This window comes from Leptospira langatensis (assembly GCF_004770615.1).
Taxonomy (GTDB): Bacteria; Spirochaetota; Leptospiria; order Leptospirales; family Leptospiraceae; genus Leptospira_B; species Leptospira_B langatensis.
Genome location: NZ_RQER01000004.1, coordinates 93583 through 113946, shown reverse-complemented (window position 1 = coordinate 113946; position 20364 = coordinate 93583). Strand labels below are relative to the sequence as shown.

Below are 20364 nucleotides of genomic sequence, written 5' to 3'. Positions count from 1 at the left end.
AACGATTGAAAGATCGAGCCTAGAATCCCTTAAAGACGGGCTTTCTCTTTTCTTCTATGGACTTGATCGTTTCTTTGAAATCTTGGGAGATAAAATTCAATGCTTGAGATTCCGCTTCTTTGCGAAGTGCTGCGTTCAAGCTTTCTCTATCGTATGAATTCTTTTTAAGTTCGCTCAACGCCATAGGGGCGCTTTCCGAAATGGAGATAGCGATCTCGATCGCTCTTTGCAACACTTCGTCTTTCGGAACGGAATCATAACAAATTCCTAATGAAAGACATTCTTGCCCGCTTAAGGACTCCGCTAAGAATAGAAGACGATTCGCAAGGCTCTGGCCGAAAAGCTCCTTAGTTAGAAAGCTAGATCCCATTCCAGGATGGATGCCCAGTTTTACGAAATTGAATTGGTATTTTCCATCGTTGGCAAAGACCCTTAGATCACAGGCAAGAGTGATAGAAAGGCCCGCGCCGATCGCATGACCGTTTGCAGCGCAGATCACAGGCACATTTAAGTCCCGTACTGTGAGAAAAAGATTATAGAATTCGAACATTTCCTTCTTATTCGTTTCGAAGGACTTCTCCGCAAAGGATTTGAGTAATTCAAAATTACCCCCTGCGGAAAAAATATTGCTCTTACCGGTTATTACTACTGCGCGAGGAGGATTTTTTTTTAATCTCTCTATCTGTGCCTTAAACTCCAGACCCATAGGTACGGTCATGGAGTTCTTGGTTTCCGGATTATTTAAATAAAGGATCTCTATTCTAGATTCGGAGGATAGTTCTACTGTTTCTGATTCGACTAATGCCATTAAACCGCTTCCTGTTTGAGCTCGAAACTTTCGTACCAAACTCTATCGGAAACGGCAAGAGGTTTTTCGCCCAATCCCATCTGTTCGAAATAATCCAGAAGGATCTCTAGATGGATATTTTCTTCGTCTTCTAGGCTCCAGAAGCTACTATCGATGGAGCGAGAAGCGATAGCTTGGCCTCTAACAGAATCAGTGAAGTAATCCGGCTTATCGGAGAAGATAAGATGAGCGGAGATCATATCGAAACGGATCGTGTCGACGATCTTTGTAAAATCGGAATCAGTCTTATCGAAATAGCGGGAAGCGATCTCCGTTTGGAAATAATCCCCCCAAGTGAGAATATCCGGCTCGACTCCAGTGAGTTGTTTGATCTCGGCCAATTTTTCTTCTTCTAAGAAAGGCTTGGATGCGAATTTATCCACGATCTCTCGCAGAGAGATCAGGTTCAGGATCTTGCTCGCGGAAAGTTTGCCCTGGCGCATCATATCGAAGAGTTCTGGATTGAGTTCGGATTTATTCTCTGCCATGGTTTATTTTTCGGCAAAAGCATAAAAATTCCCCCGAACAATTTCCTTCCTCAAATGCCGCATATATGTCTCATTCGAAGAAAAAAGATTCGGTGTCTTCTTTCCTGAAAGACAAACTGAATTCAGGATAGCGCGGAGTCGAAATATAGATAGGGGAAGTCTTTTCCTTTTAAACGTATGGCTGTAGGACGATCGGATACACTCCAAGAACTGATAACGATTTTGGAAACGATGTTTGGGGAAACAATCATCGGCTCAGATATCAATTTGGTGAAACATCTCTTTTACAGCTTAAAGGCGGATCAGAGAGAATTCCCTTTCGATTATGAGGGGGACAAGCTCAATTCCATTGTAGAAGAAGTCGGAGAGGATACGCTCATACTCTATGTTCCATATCTTCAGCCCAAAGGAATTCTGCGTGCAAAAATCAGTTTCGAAATTTTGAATATACTCTATCAATTCGAAGTCGTCCTCCTCGATTTTTGGGAGGATCATGTACGGATAAAGATCCCTTCGGAATTACAAGCAGCCGCCTTTAGAAAGAATATCCGGGTCGCAGTAGACGATCTATTCATGAATTATGTGATCCTCTATCGTTCCTTGAGCGGGGGAGAAAGAGAGCTTGGAAAGAACCTAAGTGTGGAGCAACGTTTCTTTCATTTAATGAAGGAGATCAAGAAGGACAATCCAAGTCTGAAGCTGATCAATCTAATGGCTACGGATTATATCCTGGGAGTTTCCAAGGATTTTGAGATCGTATTCTTCGGTCCTGGGAAAGAAGAAAGTTTTCTCACTCGGTTCATTCGCAAATACAATCGATCCGTATATGTACCTGATTGCTCCCTGATCATGAACTATATAGGAGAGGAGAAGGATCCTTTCCTGGATAATTTCAGGGACGAGTATCTGCATCTTGTTAAGACCCAAAACCAGGCGAAAGCGGACGAGTTTTTTAGAGAGCTGCAAAAAGAGGAGATCCGCGACTTTATGATCTCCTATATAGTAACACCGATACGACTGTTTAATGATCCGATCGGGTATATACGGGTTTATACCACCGCCATGGATAAATTCTCTATCGTGCAACAACAGGCATTATATATCGAGGAATTAGGTGAGATCCTGACGTATGCCTTAACCAAGGTATATATTCGCCAGGACAATTTTCGAAACGAGAAGGCCGTAACCCGCATCTTGGACATCAGTATGAATGGACTCCTTTATGAAATAGAGGACGAAAGGACTTTTCAATATTTAAAAAAACATAATATTATTAAAATGTTTGTGCCGATTCATGAAAGGGAGCTTGTTCTTAGGGGAGAAGTCGTCCGTTTCCTGGAGTTGCCCGACGGAAAGTTCCATCTCGGAGTAAACTTCTTCGATTCCAATCCGGATGACATGGTCTTCCTGCAAAACTACATTTTCGAAAAGAAACTGAAAGTGCTTTCGGAGTAATCATCTTTTGCTGTCAATCCGAACTGCCTTCTCCCTCTTCCCGGCTCTCGGATTGACAGAAACAGCATCCCCACTCAAACAAGAATCATCACTAACCGACTCAACTAACACATCCGACCCAAATACATTTGCATTCTTAATGAAGCTAAACTCATTCAGATACAATTGAGAATACTTTGGCTTTATATATCCATAAGCCGCAAATGCAGTCCTTAAAACTCTATGGTTTCCTTCTGCTACTTGGTTTTCATAGTTGGAAAAAGAATATGCTTTAAAATGGAAGAAAAAGCAGGGCTAGCGCTGACATCTTTCTATGTCAGAAACTTTGAGATTGGTTCCATGTGAATAGGGATCAATCTTATTGAATAACATTATGCATACTTTTATTCGCGATTTCAAGTTAAACTGTTTTTAAAAGTTAAGAAGATCGGAAAAATCGAAACTCTGAAATCGTGTTAATTTTTCCAGTTAAAGACCCTGTATGTGAATATGCAAAGGGGGCTTTTAGGCCTCGATGTTTCTATCTATTGCTTGCGAATGTAAAGTTTTACCTGACGGACTGTGAATCGATCGATGATAAAGGAGGCTGCCTAATTATTTCTTTTTCATTCCTTCTCTTATTTTAGCATATTCGAATATAACTTGGCCCAGATATTAAGTTCTTTCGTTAATAAGTTTAGTAAATTGTGTTTTTTGACTTGAATTTGACATGATGATCTATTCTATTTGGAATTCCGGGAGTAAAGGGTAAGCCCCGTCTTTTCGGATATTATAAGCATAAGTTCTTAATGAACCATTACAGGATCGGAATATGGATCGAACATTAAATGTAAAATTTTCTCCATTGGACTCGCAAGGAAATGCGATCATTTATGTTCCTAATCAATCGGGGGATCCAGTTCCGTCGGATAAAATTTTCGAAATCCAACTTTCGAATAACGGTCAGCAATCTATCCTTTTAAAACAAGGTACTCCAGTATCCGACCAATCGATTCCTTCCGGTAATTTTTTACTCAGCGTTTTTTTTCCCGTTTCATTTACGGCCTCGGATCTGGAAGCAATCCAAATAGATCCTCAGACTGGATGGAAGGCTAAGAGTTTTTCGGATGATGGTCTATATTTGATGCTTTCTCCTATTGCGGATACTTCCATTCCGGCAAATGGGAGCATCGCCATCAAATTCACCGGTTTCAAAACTTCTACTCCGCGTTTAATTCCACAAAGTTTGAACCTTAATTTGTACAATTTGGACTCTTCGATCGTCGGTGACGGCATCTACTCGATTAATACGGTTATTTTACAGGTTCCTAAAGCGGGTAATAAGGATCTGGTTTTATTTGCGGGTTCGGAAAATTCTTCCTCTATCTACCTGACCCCTTCCGGATCGGCTACGAATAACGAAAACGATATTAACTTTTATTTAATGAGTAACGATCCTAATGCAATTACGATACCCGCAATTGCGAATCTTTCATATATTAGGATTTCCTTTGATACCGGCGATGGGTTGGGGGATTTGACTAGTGCTGCCGACGCGGTATTGGCTAGTATTTCTCTTTTGAGAAACTATCAGAATTTATTCACTCTTTCCGTAGAGAGGATCCAAACTGTTCCGACTTGGAAATTTACCGCCAGTACCAACGTATTTTTAAACGGCGGAAGTAATGACAGGTTGGAATTTCAATTGCAGAATTTGATAAGTCATATACAGCCCGGGATTGCGAACGTATACCTTGAATTTTTCGATATTCCCGGTTTTAATGACGGTTATGCTAGCTTTTCCCTCCAAAAAGAATTACCTGCGGCCGTAATCAGTGCTTTTTTCATATCTCCAAACAAGATCGCGAACGGAGATTCTATTACTCTACAGTGGCAAACCCAAGGCGCGGACTACTGTACTTTGAGTTCGAATATAGGGAGCATTTCCGATATAGGAGGTCAGACTATTCCGACTTATAAGACTTTTTCTCAGATGGAGTCTGGTTTAAAGATAACGCCGGTTTTGCCAGATGTGCAGAATTCCGGCGCACCTGTTTTATTTTCAGTGGGACTCACGGCTTTTACTCTGGATGGCAGAAGTAATACCAAGCAGATCGGGATCTTGATTGAGCCTGTAAGTTGTTCATTGGTGGCGTCGGTCAGCGATCCTATTTCATTCGGTAGTAAGGTAATGTTAAGTTGGAGTTCCCAATATGCGCACTCTCTTTCGATAGACCAAGGATTAGGTTCCGTTTCCTCCGCGGGTTCTCTTGAAGTTTCTCCCACTCATGATACGGTATATACTCTGACCGCTCAAGGATTATATGGACCGATTAATTCTTCCGTTGTCGTTCATGTGCAGACCGTGAAAATTAATAGTTTTATCGCAAGTGCGACCTCCGGGAAACTAGGTGATCAGATAACGTTTCAATGGGACACCGAATTTGCATCCTCACTTGATATTAACGGAACCGTCCTCACTTCTGCAAAAGGTAGCATTCAGCTTCCTTTAACTCATACGTTCAATACATTTACGTTGACATGTAACGGTGGGAACGGTCCGGTTTCTCAATCCATATCGATTAATACGACGGACGGAGTTCAGATCGTTAGCATGAGTGGTTATTGGCAGATGAATAAATTCTATTTTGAGACAGCCAAAGCAAATTTCGATTGGCAGACCGCAGCTGCAGTTTCCTGTCAACTGATTGCGAACGGGGGTGTGGTTTCAGACGCCGTTTCGGGGACAGTTTCTGTCGATGCCGGGACGGGGGATGCTCCTCAGAGTGTTACCTTTGTTTTGACTGCCCAAGGTCCCGGTGGTCCGGTCTCTCAATCGTATACGGTAAATCCTAACGTATCTTAATTATATTTATCTAATTTTCTCTTTGTCTGAGATTTACATCGCGCCCGAGCCGTATACATCGAAGGATTGCGTAAGAGATTGCCCGTTCTTACCCTGACAGACCAGAGTGAACGTTTGGCAATATACGTTGATCGAAAAGCTCATAGAGCCTGAAGCGGAGACAGGCGATCCGTTTAAAGTTACCGAAACCGCAAATGCAATATCCCAACTGATTTGAACCGGCTCTCCTATTCCTACCACGGAAGCATCCGGGCGAAAGTAGTTGATAAACAACACATCTACGGTGATTACAACGGAAGAAGTAACAGTTTGTAATCCGATAGCGGTCAATGTATATCTGGTCGTATTTCGTGGAGATACTGAAATCTGCCCTTGTTGCTTTACATCTCCGATCCCCTGATCCAGGCTGATAGATCTCGCATTTTGAGAAGTCCAACTTAATGTGACCGCCGTTCCGGGAGGAACCGGATCCAAGTTGGAGGCGGATAAGGAACAACTAACTGGAAGGACTTGGATTCCGATTTCTCTACTGCTGCTTCTTCCGTCCAAGCTGAACGCATGAAGAGAAATCGAAAAAATGATCCCTCCCGAGGCAGGTGGAGGGCTTATTGGAACGGGAGTTACTTTCACTCCGGATTGAAATGTTGGAAAGGACTGAAAGGCGGGGATCGTTTGACCGTTCTCATCCAACAAATTCCCTGTAGAAGCTTCGAGAGTGCAATACGAAGTTCCTTCCGTTTCCCATTGGAGTAGAATGGAATTTCCCCCTATAATAGAGTAATCGGATGAAAAAAAACCGCTGATCACCGCTTCCGGATATTCCTTGGTCAGAGTAAAATCCGAATAACCGTCGTTATATCCTGGTATATTATAATATTCTATATATACCTTGGCGATGCCTGGAGAAAGATGGGTGACCAATTTCTCGATGCCGAACTCGATCCGATCGTCACTTCCTCCGTTTAGAAATATGTCGGTTGCAGCTGTGAACTTCCAGGAAGGTATCTTACCGATTCTTTCGAAACTGGAGGAGAAGTTATTCTTATATGCCCTTACTATTCCCAAGATTATCGCTTCCAGATCTGTAGCTTCTGCGACATCTCCCATTTCTTTTCCGGTGTCGAAAGAGATGCGAAGATAAGTTTGGTTCGCTTTAGCCGGAATAGCGTTCGAAGAACGACCTGAACTTACTAAGTAGAAATTTAGATCGTTTTCACTGTTGGCAGGATCGCTATCTGATGTAACGTATACTATATTGCTGTCAGTCGTTCTGGACTCCAGTATCAAGTCCTTGTTTCCCTGTTTGGGAACTTGTTGTACGAATACGTTAAAGTCATATTCTCCTGTTCCAATCATCGAAATATCCACATTAAAAACGTTCACGCTTAATCTTTGCGGTATCTGTCTGGGTATGGAAGTAAAGCCGATAAAAGAGATCGAAATCGTTCCGCCAACCGGCACGATTGTATCGCTTGCGGGAGAAACTGCTAAATAAACTCCGTCGTCCGAGAAAGACTTTAATTTCCATCCGGATGCAGGATCCAATCGTACCGAAGAAAGGGATTCGAAAGATATACTATCCGGCAGGTAGATTATAAATAAGGCAGGGCCTCCGGAAGTCTGGCTGTCAGAAACCGGATCTCCTCCTTTCAATGAAGCTGGGTGATCTCCATTATTAAGAATTTTTAATGTAAAATAATCTTTTGCAGGAACTTGGGTGCCGTCCGTATTTGGAACATACAGGATTGCATTTTGGTTTGTATCGACGGGAGAAATGGAAATGGAAAGCGGGTGTATTGAAGTAGGCATCGTTTTTAATTACCGTTATGATTTTCGTTTTGGTCAGCGGACTTTAATTTCAGCCAGCCTTCTCTCAGAAGCAATGAGTCGGAAAAGTTCGTATCCGTGCGGACCTTTTGGATAGGAGAAATATTCTGCCATGATCCGGATTCTCTTTCTACCCAAGACCAATTGAATCCGGCTATTTTAGGAAGCGGTATTTCGAGTCTATCCGATCTGGTCAATATAGGAGCGGCGAAGAACGTTACGCTCATTTGTTCAAGTGCAGGAGCATAATGATATCTCGGAATATCTATCCTCTTTTTGGGCAGAATTCCAGTCGTCGCATGAATTGCAGCTCTAGGATCCATTAGAAGAAAGACCGTACTTGGATCGGCTCCAGGATCAGGCTTTAAGGTGATCGTAGTTTCGGAAGGAACTACGATTGTAGGATCGGAACCGTCCGAATGGGAGGAATAAAAATTGGAGAAGTCGGTCTTTGCTTTCTCTTCCAAATAAAAGCCTACTAATCCGTCTTCGTACTGGAGAGCACTCCCTAATCGAAGAGGGAATGAAACGTCGGTGAATCCGGCGATATCCGGTCCGTTCTGGCTTGAGATATTATATTGCAGAGAAGACCAGCTTTGATTCTGGACTGGATTGCCTTTCAACTCTAATTTTAGCTTTGCACGTACTACTGCGATCGGGCGTCCGACTAACTGTACTAAACTAGTGGTTTCGCCGAAATTCTGCGGTTCGATAAATTGAAGGGAACGATCTAAGGTTCGTATAAATGCTCCCAAAAAATCTGAATCCTTGCCCAAAATATTAGATGCAAATTCTCTAATATGGGAATTTGCAAATGCAGTATTCATCTTTGCGGAGAAATCGGGATCTTGAGCCCGGATCGTAACCAACGGATCCACACCGGGAGAGCTTTCGAAAAAAATTCCGCTTTCGTTATAGGATGCTATCGTTCCAATCGAAGTCCCCGCGACGTCGTAAAATTCCAGACTTCCGTCCAGATAGTTCGGAAGGATCCAGCCATGGATCGGCGAATTGATACTGTTCATTTCCTCTGTATCTTCCGATGCGGAAAGCCATCTAAACAATAATCTAGCAGGTTGGACGAATCTAGGAGATAGGAAGGCTGGATAGGAATCGTTTTGTATGTAAAGACTTCTAGATGCTACCGTCTTAGGAATATCGTAGTCTCTGTATTGGCCGAATGCATCAATAACTCTTAGTTTTTGAATACGACCGAGTCCGCATCGGATCGGATTGAAATTGATATCCGGTAGAGGATTACTTTCGTTCGCATTGGAAACGAATGACTGAACCCTCTGATTGAAAGATTTTTCGAGGCCGTGCGCTAAAGGATTATATACTGAAAACTGCATCTCTACGGATTGCATTGCTAAAGCGTCGTTAAATCCGGAAAGCGCCTGCGAAAGAACTGGAATATTCGCCGATTGATCTAGGATTTTTTCCACGGTAGAATTCGAAGAATATTTGAGATAATCCTGAACACGATCCTTCAAGCTCTTGATAGCTTGCGGAGTTAAGATAGTTGCTCCGACGTAATTTTGTTCGTTCCCTAAATTTTCTCCCGCATATTGAATGTCCATCGCCCCATCTGGAAGTTTACAGTTTTGTTGAATAAAATCGGGAGAATATTTAGGAAGTTCTACTCCGCTTGAAACAGTCGGAATGGTTTGGTAAGGCCGAAACGCGAAGTTCCATTGTAGTAGTATCGGATGCCAAGGTTGGGCCCATGTTTTGAATTGTAAAGGAGAAGGGACGATCCCGGAAGAAATATGATTCTTATAGAACGTATCCGAGCCGGAAGAGTTGAATTCTATTTTAAGTTCTTCTAATGCAGCCGGAATAGATGTGACTGCTCCGGCTTTTAAGACAACGCTCCATTGACTGGGATCAAGGTAATATAACTCCGCAAGAAGTTGGTTCGGAATATTTCCCAAAGGTAAGTTGGAAACGTCGGGATATTTAGGCATCTCACTTGCCAAGATAGAGTAGGTGGTTCCGGAAGAAACAAATTGGAACTGGGAAGAAGTTTGAGAATCTGTTCTGCATAATAATCCTCCGCTTTCCGAAAATGCACCGTCGAATCCGTATCGACCGGAAGGTTGCAGATCGGGTCCGGATATGAGTACAATTGGATCGTTAGGCTGATAGAATCGAGGAGCTTCGATAGACTTTAAAGAATATTGGCTTCCAATATCGCTGGAAATTTTCTGAGAAAGAGAAAGGATCTGAGAAGAAAGAGTACTAAGAGAATTAGAAAGAGATTGTGCGGTAGATTGATCGCTCATATTAGATTCTATTAATTCTCTAATATCGTTCGAATTTACCGAGGCAGTGCTTCCAGACTCGGGGTATAAGGAAGTGATGAATTTGTACCAATCGGAGAATGTCTGTTTTCTTAAGGATAGGATCTGCGCGTTATATCGATCCGATTCGAATTGATATTGATTCAATTGATTGAGATCTTCCGAATTTTGCTTGGATAATCCGGTAGCGTCTTGGTTTTTAGGATCGGCCGGAAGTATCGTCCATAATGTTTCAGTTTCCTTCGTACTGAAAAAACTTTTGTGGAGTACCCTGTCTAATTCCGCCATCGCTCCCGCATCGGATAGTTTATCCAAGTATCCTATCTGCAGAGCTTCAATGAATCTTTCCAATTGACTTTGGTCCATGCCTGAGACTTGGACGATGCCTGAGAGAAGTGAAGCTAAGCCTTCCGAATTCGTATTTGCAAGAGATACTAGAGAAGCGTTTAAATCAGTTTTAGTACTAATATAATCCGTGGACGGATCCCATTTTACGTCTCCCAACATTCCCGTGCATACCATACGAGAAGGGGAAGAAGGAGAAGTTCCCGTAGGAAGATCCCAATTGTAATCATCTAACTTTTTTGAAAGATCGGCGGAAGAATAGATCGGGTCCTTATTCAAATCGCTATACCAACCAAGGACAGAATAGCTGATGGAGAAATTTTTCGGATCGAAATTGACTAGATCTGCGAACGTATCTTGAAAACCGAATACGGTCCTGCAATTCGGATAATAGGATGCAAAGCGCGGTTCTCCATATCCTATTACAGTAAATGGAGACAACCTTTCTATATTCGGATCGGGATCTTCCGTCCATTTTTCTAATTCGATTGTCCGTCCCATATATCTGAACGGCGGATTACTTTCGGAATACGCGTAATTTCCTCCCTTGTTGAACGGAATATTCGTATGATCATAATAAGTATTCGCATCCATGGAAAGAAAATCCGATTCAACGACCCACGATTTTTGAGATGTTCCGGCTTCGCCGCTTATATCGGTTAGGATCCGGGTTACAAGCCAACGATTCGGTACTTCCGGAAACTGAACCGAATCATTTCCGGTATCGTTGTTCTTAGTCTGCTGTCCTTGGGTTAACGCATCAGGGAGAGCCCAATGAAGATGGACGCCTATTTTTAACGGAAGACTCTCAGATTGGAAGGGTTTGTTTACGAATAAATCACTTAGATTCGCTCCTTGAGGACCACCTACGTATGGTAAGGTGACAAAATTCGCCGTGGCAGGTGCGGTAAGAGATGTACGTTGTTCCGAATCGTTTTTGCCGACACACATCGCATCTAGATCGATTGGAACAAGTAAAAAGGAAGAATTGTTAATTGCCGGACTCATCGAATGCTTTGCTCCTATACCCTAAGAAAACTGATCTTGTCCACGCCTTCTACCATTTGCAGTGCGAATTGCGCGGATGTGAATTGTTCCGGTTGAAGATTTAGTTTTTGCACTATGTTCGAAGATAGAAGGTCTATGTTTAATACCCCAAAAAGATCCCGAAATGGAATATTATCCAGTATCGCATTATTCTCCAAGTCACCATCCGGATCTCGGAGTTCCTTGCTGAAAGTTTGGTCGAAATCCAGCCCGAAATGAACTCCTTCCGAAGGAAGTTGGATATCGAATTGAAGTGCATCTCCAGAGAAAATACAAAGAAGAACGTCTTTTGATAAACGATCCATCCGCAACAATGTCAATTGCCCGCTCGGCAAGCTATTTGCATCCGCTTGAGGAACGTTAAACGCTCTTATTTCCATGTTTGGCCATCCTGCTACTGCAGCAGACCTTAGTATCAATCCGGCTATCGTTTTAGGAGTGTCGGGTGACGTGTTAGAATTGTCCAAAGGATTTCTGACAGAGAGGGAAGCTTGGGTCGCGGAATTCCTGATCGAATTCGCAGTTTTTTGATCGTGCTCAAGATCTCCGGCTGTGGATCTGCCTAAGCTGAATGCTCCGTCTATTAGGGAATTTATCCAGTTTTGATCCAACTCGAAGAACCGTACCGATTCTTGAGGAAGCATTTTTTCGTCCGGTATAAGATAGGAAAAAGGAACTCCTACCAAAAGTGAGAGTTGTCCTAACCAATTATTGATCGTATCAAGCCAATCAGTACCTGTCCCGCCGCCCTGAACCACTATGGATGGATCTCCTAGTAGTTGAGCGATCATATTCTTCTCTTGCGTTAGAATGTCTTGGCGTTTTTGAGTAAGTTTCCATCTATATAAAGCTGTAGAAAAAGAAAGACTCTGAAGTCCTAACATGCGTCCCAGTTCCCAAGCCGAGGAATAAGAAACATCGAATACTCCGTTGATCGAGTCATAAGCGGTCAATTCGTCTGAAGTCGAAACTGGAAAGGAAGTAGTAGAAGGAGTCGAATATGGAACAAGAGGGCTCCGATACCATGAAACCGTCTTATCTCCTTGCCGCAAATGATGAGGGAAAGGAACGTAGCCCGCATTGATTTTGTTTTGCGCGACTGAGGAAGAACCCAGAAGATCCGGTAACCTAACCGTGGATGGATTGCGATCCAAGTTAGTGATCAAATGTTTGAATGTAAACTGTTCCGATTCTGCAAAGAAACTCCATGATTTCAGGACTACGATCTTTATATTCCCGTTAGAGTCCGGTGTATAACGATCTTTCATAGACGGATCGTAATAGCCTTCTAGAGAAATCAGATGCACAGCGCTGGCAGATCCTGCTTTTCCCAAACGGTTCCCGACTACTACTGCGAATTCTCCTTTTCCGTCTTGGGTCGTATTCACTTTGTCTGTGGTTTCTACCAGCCTAATATGTGTTAGACGATTAATTTCGCTCTCAGTAGGGAGCATAGAATCCAGGAAAGTTTTGTTCAAACTAAGTGTCCTGCAAGTATCGGAAGAGGAATCGCCAGATTCAAGCGGGATGCTTAAATTTCCTATCGGAGTTGTTTCTGCAACTATTTGGCCGAATTCCGAGGAATCCAATAGTATTAGTCCAAGCCACGGAGTTCCACTTGTTTCGGTTCCTGCGGATCTTTCCCAAGGCAAGGTAGCTTTAGAGATAACGATATGAGGTAAACAATTCGAGAAGTCGCCGAAACTTCCGTCTGGAGGAAAACAAGCCACGATCTCTTCATCAGAGATCTTGAATCTTTCTCCGCGTACTGAAAATGTTTTTGTTTCCGAAAATGATTCTTTATCACCGAATCCCAAGTCGATCTGGTGTTGGAATTCCAAAGTGTAATCTCCCGATTTTAGATCGGGACGATGGTATTGTATGAACTCGACTGTTCTATCATCCGGCATGGTTGGTCTCTTTAAGAATATATTTTAGGAGCAGATAGAAATGCGTTATCCGTTCCTTGGGAAAGATTTGTCAGATCGAAATCGCCCGCATTAAAACCGAATGCGGAGAATAGATTCGTTCTTGCGTTTGCAGTTTGGGAAATTGTGCTCTGGATCTTTTGTCTTCTCTCTTCCTGAGTTAAATTTGCCTCTGTAGGTTCTGTTACGGTTTCCCAGGCATATGCGCCAATGATCGGATCATCTGCAAATTCTAATTTTGTAATAGAGATTTCTGCAGTAACGGCGGGATTTTTGATCGGCTTTGGACGCAAATTAAAACCCATTAGAATTCCGGAACGAACCGCTTCCGAATTCAATTCGGCGCTCATACTTTCTCCCCAGAGAGAATCAGGGACGTTTTTATAGGCCGGATCCAAAATAAAATCGCCTTCAGCCCTTTCTCCATCCCGAGTGATCTGAATACTCGCATCCGATTTCTGAATATCCGAACTTTTTCTATCCATCGGAGCTACACCGAAAACCTGATTCGTACTGGATAAACTGTCATTTCCGAAAGAAGTCGTTCTAAGCGGAACGGATGTATTAATGGAAAGACGCAGAGTATGTGGATTCACTACCCATTGCAATGTGGATGAGGAGTCTTTGCTCAGATCCTTTACTAGTCCCGATGTCGCGGCAATTTCGCAAGCATGAGTTTGCCCGTCTCTTTGAGGAAGGAAGGAGGTCTTAAATTCGGACCAAGCAATCGGATCTGGATGTTGTCCGCTATCTCCGAAGCTTATGGAGAAGGAGACGATCCAAAGATGTATTCTCGCTATTCCGCTGAAGTTAGGACCCCAGAAATGTATATCCGCACCGATATGAACTGTAATAGTAATATGAATTGTGGTGAAAAGAAGATCGATTGAAAATCTATAGGAGACCCCAATGTCCACTCCGCAATCCGCATCATAATGAAATGGTTTCCATCGAAGAAGAAAGTCCACATAAGCGGAGAACCATGCGCTCAAATCTCCACATCTCCAAACCGCTTCCAATCCGCCGCCGGCCATAAGGTATCCGGGAGTTAATGCGAAATAGGAATAGCCTTGGATGCTAATGCTCGAGCCGATCTGCCAATAGATTCCCAAACGCGGAACACTAGGATAATAAGAAGGAGGTTGAAAGCTAGGATGGTATCCACCGAAAGTTACTACGAAATCTCCGGCATGTTCTCCACCTAACCATATATAGTACGCAAATCCACCAGTCAGATGACAATCTTGTGATAATACGTAGGAGCTAGGAGTTAATTGAGCGCTGATCCCGAAGAAGCCGTTTTGAGGATCGAAAGAAGCTTTTAAGGCCATCTGAGCTTCTGCGATCGGATTCGAAACTCCCTGCGGGATACTTAGAGTAGATAACCCGACAAGATCTATTTCGAAATTGTCGCCTAATTCAACGGAGGCGAGAGCGAATGAATCTATCATCTGGAAGGTGAGAAACCGAACGCCCGCTGCAAACCAATATTCTCCGGATTGGGGCACCGTGATATTGTGTTCGCTCAAGTATTGAAGCATTGCAACCGGATCCGAATTCGTGGAGGTTTCCGATCCTTCCGCGATCTGAACGAATGGGAAGTTGCGTATCTGATCTACACTCGGAATATTCAGAGAGAAATTGTATCCGAATCCTCCAGCGAGACCCATAACGTAGAAATAAGGAGGACCTCCTAAAGGCTCGGAATAATCCAGATAAATGAAAAAGGAAATCGTTCCGTTCTGATTGGAATATGCACCGATCGCGGAAAGTTCGAACTGAGTCAGACTCAAGATCGCTTCTCCTTCGTACAAACCTTCTCCCGCTTTTAGGAAACCTCCTCCGATAGTGATCGGAGGATTCGAATACGTTACGCTCAATCCGTCCAAACTAAAACTAGGTTGGAAATGGTCGAACGGACTAGATACGCCTAAGCCTGCTAAACCGATCTCTATTCCGCCTAGATTTAAGTAAGCGTCTAGGAGGAAGGTAACTTTCGAATTTACGAATCGAACTCCGATCCTAGGCAGAGATACCGCTCCGAATTGTAGATTCAAAGCGAACCATTTGGTTTTATCTACTGAGCTAGGTTGTGTCGTAGGAACAGGATAATTGGGAGGAGGTGGTGTCACAGGAACGATCGGCGTATTCCCGCCGGTATTTGTTCCGCCGGGGGAAGCATCCAAAGGCATAGAAAGAGTTAATGCCGAACCGCCTAACTGTACTTGGGTGGAAAAGTTCTTTCCTTGATCGATGTCCTTTACGGGCGGAATGAGCGCACCTTGGGGCAGTCGATTGACTAATGTGGTCATTTCTTGTTGCGTGAATTTTCTAGAAGCGATTGCACAGGAAATGGATTGAAGCTTCATCGACTGTACTGAATTTATTTCGGAACCGACTAACGGAAAATTTGCCGCATCGATATTAATATCCACTTCCAAATCGAGTACGTAATCCCAATTTGTATCCGGAGGAGACTGATAAGTTCCATTATTCATTGCGGAAAGATAATCCTGAACGCTGCCTATATACGTATCCGCAGGATCATTCTTTTCCGCAAAAAAGCTGAATCTTCCTAAGAGAGTAGTGCCATCGTATACCGACCCAGATAGAATGAAATACTTGTTGGCCGAACCGACATTGAATTCCATATAAAATTTTTGTAAATTAAGGTCGCCTACCAACATCGGAAAATTCAACCCGATCCAAGCTCCGAATTTTTCGATCAACTTGCCGAAAGGAATCGGAGTGTCTTGCTGTTGAACTTTGAAGTCCCATTCGGTCGTAGAAGTTCCGCTTTGCGAAGAAGGGCTCGAGTTATAAGTTCCTGAGAGAGCCAGTCCAACTCCTCCCACATCCATACTCAATTGAATTGCAGCTGAGCTTTCGTAGAGTCCTTGGTTTGGGTCGATCAATTTACGTTCCGCTTGGAAAGAATCTATTTTAAGATCCAATCCGGAGAAGAAATCGATCGTATCCGATGATCCTCCTTGGATTGAGAATTCTTTAGTCTTCGGAACGATTTTAACATCCAGATCTTGGATATTAAAATCAGGCAATTCCATCGGTATATGTATTTCGTGCAGAAGCTGATCTATTAACCAAGATACGTTGATATTAGGAATTAGAGCCTCGATACTTAACTCGGTTCCCCAATCGATTTCCACATTTAAGTTCCAATCACCGATTAAAAGTACTCCTAAGATAGAACCGCTGCTTGTAGGTTCGCCGTTTGGATTATCACTAGGCGGGCCATATTCTCCTTGGATGCCCAACTGAGTGAGTACGACCGGATTATTTCCTCCAAAATCTATTTCCCAATCCGACGTGAAATCTATCTCGAAGGAAAAGGAAGAATCCTTGAAGTTTCCATCTAATTCGAAATCTACGATATCTATTTCGGGCAATGCCTTTGTGGAGAAGAAGCGATTGATCAACTCGGAAGCATCCAAGGACTGTCCGGTCTTCATTGAAACGAAAAATCCCCCAGACGAAGGATCTAGAGAAGTGTAGAATTCCGTTCCGCCTAAGATCCAATCCCCCGCGATAGTTAGATCTGTAGTAGGAGTATCTGAATCTTGGGAATAACTTCGATTCCAAATCAGAGTAGGAGTAACTTCTACCTTATCATTGAAAAACGAAATCGGTTTTTCTGTAGTAATATGGAACTCCAGAGTATCCATCCTCATCGGAGAGATGGATACTCCGAGCTCCATATAGTTTAGAGTTAATTGGCCAAGATCATGTCCTGCTGGAAGCATACTCGCCAGGTCCGAAAGGCCAAGCAGACTTTCCATATCGGAAAGAGTAATTCCTTTATCAAAAATACCTAAAATACGAGCGCTAGTGGAGCCGATTGCGGTTTGAACGATCAGATCTAAACCGTTCCCTTCTTGTCCAAGATAGACTTCGAAAGCGAATCCGGGAGGTAATCCTGATATATTATTCAATCCGGAATAAATGCAGAGTCTTCTTAATTCTATATTGAGCCCTCCGACATTTAGGGAAGGGAATTGTTGCGTGCTTGTATTTTGAAGGCTATGTCCTATGAGAATGTTACCTTCTCCTTGGTCATCTGTTCCTATTGCTCCGAAGACGGAGAGAGTATTCAGATCAGGTTGGATCAATTTGACTTGATCCCAGAAATCCCCATCGGCTTGGATTGTTGAGGAGAAGTTGAATCCGCTACGTAGGAGTTCCAACCCCAATTGAGGAGGAGAAGAAAGAGTAGTAAGCAATTGCAGACCTGGAGTCTGTTTTTCTAAATTTTCTACCTGCCAAAAATCATAAGAGCTGAAACGGGTTTGGATGTTCTGGAAGGAAATTTCTCGTAAAAAAGATTCCTGGGCTCCTTCTGCCAACATATCCGTTTGGTAGTTCATGTAAGAAGGAAGATAAGGATATAAGGAAATAATATCCCATTCAGTCGGAAGACCTTGGAAATCGATGATACATTCTATGCTAATTTGAGTCGGATCTGTTGAATCACTGGAGGCAAAAAACTGGATCTGCGCTCCTAAGTTTTGGAGTTGTATCCCTTTGTTTTGAAATGGGATTAAATCTATCGTTCCGTTTACCGTAAAATTTCCGGTAGCGTTGTCTTGAGCCGATACCTGAGGGCTGCCTAGTTTTAGATGATCTACACTAAAGATAATATTCCACATCGAAGTAAGATGGTCTTGTCCGAGCAGAGTTTGGTCTATGAGCAAATCTCCAGCAACGTTCTTGGTTCGGTTGTATAAGCTGGTTAATAATTGTAAGGCAAAACTTGTTGGCATAGGTTTAGGCATTAAGCTTTTTTATTAATTTCTGAAATGTGGCGTTAATAGGTTCCGGAATTTTGTCTGAAAGGATCATTTTGGTTTCATTATCGTCGAACTTGAACTGATCGTAAATTGTCTTTCCAGGAGCTGTCGTGACGTACGTTTTTATGGCATTTGGATCCGCTTTTTTACCTTGTTTAGCGGCTTTGTATCCGGCAGGAAACGCTTTAAAGGAAGTAAATGTAGCGTTGCTGCAATCAATAGGAGGATCCACTTTGGCACAGTCTCGGAATAGTCTCTCTAAAAATCTAGATATTAGAGAAGCATTATATTCGTATTTACTGGGGTCGCCCATGACGGATGTCGTGTAATCCACGAATTCCTCTAAAATTAGAAATTCATTATAGTCGAAACTTTGGCTCTGAGCGTCGTACCAATGTTCAAATACTAGATTTTTATCTTTGTAAACCTTGTAGCGTATTACATGAGCCAAAGGTAGCGGGAATTCTTTTAAATTCGCAGGGTCTACCTTTGCATCTTGAGAATCTTCGGAACTGGATCCCGAATACCATACAGTCCGAGCGGGAAGCATGTATGCAGTGATCTTAGCAGTTAAACCGTCAATTTTTCTTTTTCTTTGGCCGGTTTCTATAGCGAGCTGTTCCGTATTACAATGCTTACTTCCGGACACGAAGTTTTCAGCGATATCCGGACCGCCGTCTCCGTGTCCGTAAAGATGGCACCATTCCTGATCCGTTACAACTCGAAGCGCATTTGCTCCTCCTTTAGGAACGACCATTTGTTTGAGATAGGGTGTGGCTTTCGGATATATATCTAGGACTTTCGATTTTAAATTCGGATCTTTCTGGGCTACATAATTTGTGAAGTCGGTTGCCGGTAGGGAACTGCTCGGATCGGTTTGATAATTTGCGGCAAAGTATGCATTATATTCGGTTTTTACATTGTCTCCGCTATCGTCCTTTTTAAATTTTTTATTATAAAGGAACTTTCCCATCACAGTTCCCGCATTCTCTCTTTCCATGGATTGCTGATGATTTAAAGTAACTCCGGTAGTGCCTGCCTTAACTTCACTCCCTTTCATCTTTTTATCTGGAAGACGCAGTGGGTTTTTATCGTCCTCAATAAATTTAAAATTCTTTAATGGACTATTAAAATTCCTCGGAGGGGGATACCCGTCTCTTGGCAGGTTCTTTCTTTTGGTGTCGCCCCCTTTGAATTTTTTGAAATAGAAAATAGGTCGATGCGCCGAAAGGGGCTTATCTATATTCGGAGTCGGCTTATTTTTGATAACACCATAGAGTTTCTTATCTTCTGCATCGATCAGATTTTCGCGAGACTTGCTGGCAAAGAACGGCGTATTCGCCGCGGAAAATCCATGATCATCAGAAAATAATAATATAGCGTTTTGTTTGTTCAGAGGTAATCCGATCGCATATCCTATAATTTCGTTCCCCGACCATATGAAATCATTTTCATCAACATTATCCGCTCTTCCTCTTCCTCCGACTCCTCCTCCTCCCAAGCTTGGAATAAAGCGCCCTAGAACTGCAGCAAGAACATTGTTTTGATCTACCCAGTAATAGGGAGTTTTGTTTACGAGATCAATGGATATTTTTTTAGATAGAGTTCCTATGTCTATGTTGGCGGGTATGAAGGTTTTCGGATCTAGATTTGGAGATAGTTGGATCTGAGTGGCTATCGCAAGTAACGTGTCGTAATCTGCAACGGCTCCATACAACCATCTTAGTAACAATAGTCCTTTGGTGGCATCCGACTGATTATTATAACGTATAAGGTTTTTTATATTGTATTTATCCAATACTTTATTTCCTGCTATCGGATACCAGATCCCTTGGCTTATTCCTGAATAGAATAGATTACGATATATTTGGTTCCCGAATACTATCCCTTTCATATTCGCAAAGTTGACGTATTGTGTTAAACGATCTTTGAAACTTGCTATTTCCGCATTTGGTAATTGGAAAAGATTGTAAGAAGTTTGCATTCCCAGAATGGATAAGTTTCCTAAGACCTGATTTCCTTGCGTATCCAGGATCTCCGTATCATCGCATGAAAATTCGAAGGAGAAAAAATTCATCAGTCGATCTGTGAATCCGAATATATAGTCCAACTGTGCCTTTTCCAGATCGGTAAGAGGAGCTGCTCCTGAGTTGATTGTGAACGTGCACGGATTCGCTTCCGCATTAAAATCGGCAAAATTCAACTTAGAAGCATCATCCCCAGCCGGTAGATCGTCTATGTTTTGAGTATTCTTATAATATTTCAATGCGACGCTCAGGAAGTACGAAGGGCGGAAATTTGCGGCGACTTTATCGATTAAATCCGTTTTGAGGTTTGCGACACTCATCCCTCCGACCCCATCTAATTCCGGGAAAGCAGCTATAAAGTCGGTAGCGATTCGCCCAGTATCGGTATAAAGATATACAGGCAAATAATTTTGGTCTAAGTAATAAGGATAAACTGTAAAACTCATA

Annotated in this window: 9 protein-coding genes; 2 read left to right on the top strand and 7 right to left on the bottom strand. The window is 42.7% G+C overall.

The window, feature by feature from the left end:
- Positions 1 to 19: 19 nt before the first annotated feature.
- Positions 20 to 808, bottom strand: coding sequence for an enoyl-CoA hydratase/isomerase family protein (locus EHO57_RS04675; RefSeq protein WP_135646282.1), 789 nt, complete (start codon positions 806 to 808; stop codon positions 20 to 22).
- Positions 808 to 1335: a hypothetical protein gene (locus tag EHO57_RS04670; protein ID WP_135646283.1), complete on the bottom strand. Its 528-nt coding sequence runs from the start codon at positions 1333 to 1335 to the stop codon at positions 808 to 810. Before EHO57_RS04670 ends, EHO57_RS04675 begins: the two co-directional genes overlap by 1 nt.
- A 177-nt stretch (positions 1336 to 1512) precedes the next feature.
- On the opposite strand from EHO57_RS04670, the gene EHO57_RS04665 reads away from it, so the two are divergent.
- Positions 1513 to 2790 (top strand): PilZ domain-containing protein, encoded by a 1278-nt coding sequence (locus EHO57_RS04665; protein ID WP_135646284.1) that lies wholly within the window; start codon positions 1513 to 1515, stop codon positions 2788 to 2790.
- Positions 2791 to 3601: 811 nt separating this feature from the next.
- Complete coding sequence (locus tag EHO57_RS04655) at positions 3602 to 5635, top strand: serine/threonine protein kinase (RefSeq protein ID WP_135646285.1); 2034 nt, start codon at positions 3602 to 3604, stop codon at positions 5633 to 5635.
- A 33-nt stretch (positions 5636 to 5668) separates the two neighbouring features.
- Here EHO57_RS04655 and EHO57_RS04650 read toward each other — a convergent pair whose 3' ends face one another.
- From EHO57_RS04650 to EHO57_RS04630, 5 genes are read right to left on the bottom strand one after another with little or no spacing between them, the layout of a single operon-like run.
- Positions 5669 to 7444 carry a serine/threonine protein kinase gene (locus EHO57_RS04650; protein ID WP_135646286.1) on the bottom strand — a complete coding sequence of 592 codons (1776 nt, stop codon included), beginning with the start codon at positions 7442 to 7444 and terminating at the stop codon, positions 5669 to 5671.
- Positions 7445 to 7449: 5 nt separating this feature from the next.
- Complete coding sequence (locus EHO57_RS04645; protein ID WP_135646287.1) at positions 7450 to 11118, bottom strand: hypothetical protein; 3669 nt, start codon at positions 11116 to 11118, stop codon at positions 7450 to 7452.
- Positions 11119 to 11132: 14 nt separating this feature from the next.
- Entirely contained in the window at positions 11133 to 13067 is a 1935-nt protein-coding gene (locus EHO57_RS04640) for a hypothetical protein (RefSeq protein ID WP_135646288.1), read from the bottom strand.
- 11 nt (positions 13068 to 13078) lie between these two features.
- On the bottom strand, positions 13079 to 17875 hold the full coding sequence (locus EHO57_RS04635; protein WP_135646289.1) for a DUF6603 domain-containing protein: 4797 nt from the start codon (positions 17873 to 17875) through the stop codon (positions 13079 to 13081).
- Positions 17868 to 20363: a hypothetical protein gene (locus EHO57_RS04630; protein ID WP_135646290.1), complete on the bottom strand. Its 2496-nt coding sequence runs from the start codon at positions 20361 to 20363 to the stop codon at positions 17868 to 17870. The genes EHO57_RS04635 and EHO57_RS04630 overlap by 8 nt, the downstream gene beginning before the upstream one ends.
- Position 20364 lies beyond the last annotated feature (1 nt).

Coding starts and splice junctions, on each gene's coding strand:
- EHO57_RS04630 (WP_135646290.1), bottom strand. CDS start 20,363: ATGAGTTTTACAGTTTATCCTTATTACTTAGACCAAAATTATTTGCCT.
- EHO57_RS04650 (WP_135646286.1), bottom strand. CDS start 7,444: ATGCCTACTTCAATACACCCGCTTTCCATTTCCATTTCTCCCGTCGAT.
- EHO57_RS04675 (WP_135646282.1), bottom strand. CDS start 808: ATGGCATTAGTCGAATCAGAAACAGTAGAACTATCCTCCGAATCTAGA.
- EHO57_RS04640 (WP_135646288.1), bottom strand. CDS start 13,067: ATGCCGGATGATAGAACAGTCGAGTTCATACAATACCATCGTCCCGAT.
- EHO57_RS04670 (WP_135646283.1), bottom strand. CDS start 1,335: ATGGCAGAGAATAAATCCGAACTCAATCCAGAACTCTTCGATATGATG.
- EHO57_RS04655 (WP_135646285.1), top strand. CDS start 3,602: ATGGATCGAACATTAAATGTAAAATTTTCTCCATTGGACTCGCAAGGA.
- EHO57_RS04665 (WP_135646284.1), top strand. CDS start 1,513: ATGGCTGTAGGACGATCGGATACACTCCAAGAACTGATAACGATTTTG.
- EHO57_RS04635 (WP_135646289.1), bottom strand. CDS start 17,875: ATGCCTAAACCTATGCCAACAAGTTTTGCCTTACAATTATTAACCAGC.
- EHO57_RS04645 (WP_135646287.1), bottom strand. CDS start 11,118: ATGAGTCCGGCAATTAACAATTCTTCCTTTTTACTTGTTCCAATCGAT.